2 protein-coding genes are annotated in these 2544 nt (G+C 41.7%); both read right to left on the bottom strand.

From position 1 onward, the window contains the following. Positions 1-1141: 1141 nt before the first annotated feature. A complete protein-coding gene (locus tag ACSEXW_RS27930; RefSeq protein ID WP_438449466.1) occupies positions 1142-1516 on the bottom strand; it encodes a hypothetical protein in 375 nt (124 codons plus the stop codon). Between the two features lie 369 nt (positions 1517-1885). Then, positions 1886-2317, bottom strand: coding sequence for a hypothetical protein (locus ACSEXW_RS27935; RefSeq protein WP_438449467.1), 432 nt, complete (start codon positions 2315-2317; stop codon positions 1886-1888). Positions 2318-2544 lie beyond the last annotated feature (227 nt).

A 2544-nucleotide genomic window follows, 5' to 3' on the forward strand; every position in this document is an offset into this window, starting at 1 on the left:
GACCGGCCGCGACGCGGTTAGGTGGTGTTGGGTTGTCTGCTGAATCCGCTCCCTCGAAATGCCACATGCAGACCAAGGGACCTCCAGGTCCCGACGCGTAGATACGGTGTTAACTGATGGCACCGACTTCTTCGAATTACAATAAACGTTCTTGACCTTCAATGTCTCTTGACCTTCAATGTCTCTTGACCTTCAATGTCTCTTGATCCTCAATGTCTCTTGATCCTCAATGTCTCTTGATCCTCAATGTCTCTTGATCCTCAATGTCTCTTGACCTTCATGTCACTTGACCTTCATGTCACTTGACCTTCATGTCTCTTGACCTTGATGTCTCTTGACCTTCAATGTCTCTTGACCTTGATGTCTCTTGACCTTGATGTCTCTTGACCTTCAATGTCTCTTGGCCTTGATGTCTCTTGACCTTGATGTCTCTTGATCTATCGGTGCTTTCAGTTAACGTTCGTGTATTCACGAACCCTCACTGGCTTAAGGGGCGTTAGCCCCGGGTCCGACGGACTTAGCCAGTGCAGGGTTGTCTGCTGCTTCCGCTTCCTCGAAAAGCCTCTGCAGACCAAGGGCCGTCAGGCCCAACGCGTGAATACGGTGTTATCCGATGCTGCTGTCTTCTTCGAAATACGAATATGCTTCGTCCTTTCTTCTTACTGCCGGGCTCGCTTCGGATTCGAATACGCATCGTTCCTTATTCTTATTGCTGGGCACGCTTCGGATTCGAATATGCTTCTTCCTTCTTCTTTCCGCCGGGCTAACTTCGGATTCGAATATGCTTCGTTCCTTATTCTTACAGTCGGGCTAACTTCGGATTCGAATACGCTTCTTCTTGCTGCCGGGCTCGCCTCGGATTCGAATATGCTTCGCTCCTTCTTAGTACTATCAAATCCTGTGCCTTGTGTTTTCTGGTTTTTCATTTAATTTATTGTTCTTCAGCAGTTTCGGATAACGTTCTTGTATTCACGAACCCTCACTGGCTTAAGGGGCGTTAGCCCCGGGTCCGACGGACTTAGCCAGTGCAGGGTTGTCTGCTGATTCCGCTTCCCCGAAAAGCCTCTGGCAGACCAAGGGCCGTCAGGCCCGCAGCGTGAATACGGTGTTATAAGATGTCGGCGACTTCCTCGAAACACAATTACCAAATCGCTATTCCTACCTTATCTTTTTCTTTAAGTACTACCTTTATCATTTCCAATGCATTCCTTACTCTAAATTCAATAAAATCTTTATTATAGATTGTATGTAGTTTAATAATTTCTAAATTATCTATCAAAATATGCAATTCGCTTTTAAGTTTATCTATATCTTCATCAAATACAAAAATATCCCTACTGTTTAAAGAATAAATTAGCTCGCATCCAAGTTCTCTAATTAAATCAATACCCCATAAAGTTTTTCTACATGACTCAAAACCAAATACATTATTGTGTGGTGCTAGAATCTGCCTTTCCAAAAAATCAGTATCAATAGATATGCCTTCCTTAGGAATTACACTAACTATTAAGCTCATGTAATTAATCTCCTCATATGATTGTCTAAAGTCTTTAGTCTAATTTCTAGTGTAAGGATTGATTGCAAAATTTTTTTGTAATGAAAACTCTACGTTTTTAGCTACTTTAAATAATGTTTTTCTTTCTTTGTTCTACACTTATATGAATCATTTCTTTTATTATTATCGCCGATTTCTTATAACGTTCTGGTATTCACGAACCCTCACTGGCTTAAGGGGCGCAAGCCCCGGGTCCGACGGACTTAGCCAGTGCAGGGTTGTCTGCTGATTTCGCTTCTCCGAAAAGCCTCTGCAGATCAAGGTCCCGTAAGGGGCCGCCGCGTGAATACGGTGTTATAGGAAGTAGCCGCTTCTTGATTCAACTTACAATTACTCTTCGATACTATCTTCAGTTATAATTTCTTGAATAATTTCCTTTATTAAATCTTGTTTAAATTTCAGCTGATTCTGGATCCATATTTCGCCTTCACTTGATGTGTAATATAAATTGTTTTTTCTAATAATGCTTTTCTTTTTTACATAACTCTGAACCCATAGAATTTCACTTTCTGGATCAATTATTCCCAAATAATATAAAGGTTTTACTGCTATTTTCATTAATGGCTTTTCGAGATCAGACCTGAAGTAACAAAGATGAGAAATAATTGAGAAATACCCAAGTGCTGCTCCTTCACAGTTATAGCTTGGTAGAAATTGATCTACCTGAGAAATAATTTCTTCGTTTGAGAACTTAAATGGATATTTTTCTATATTCTTTAAAATATCCTGTAATTGTGGACTGCGAGAGAATTGAATAATCATTGTTTTCATCCCTTGCTTTAGATCTTTAGATTCTCGGCTATTTCCTATAACGTTGTTGTATTCACGAACCCGAGAACCTTAAGGGAAGCATGGATCCACCGGCGCAGCTGGATTCCGACCGGCCGCGAAGCGGTTAGGTTCGCAGAGGTTGTCTGCTGACTTCACTTCCCCGAAAAGCCTCTGCAGACCAAGGGCCGTTAGGCCCGCCGCGTGAATACGGTGTTATA

It is taken from the genome of Oryzibacillus soli (genome assembly GCF_051594765.1).
Taxonomy (GTDB): Bacteria; Bacillota; Bacilli; order Paenibacillales; family NBRC-103111; genus Paenibacillus_AR.

Coding starts and splice junctions, on each gene's coding strand:
- ACSEXW_RS27930 (WP_438449466.1), bottom strand. CDS start 1,516: ATGAGCTTAATAGTTAGTGTAATTCCTAAGGAAGGCATATCTATTGAT.
- ACSEXW_RS27935 (WP_438449467.1), bottom strand. CDS start 2,317: ATGATTATTCAATTCTCTCGCAGTCCACAATTACAGGATATTTTAAAG.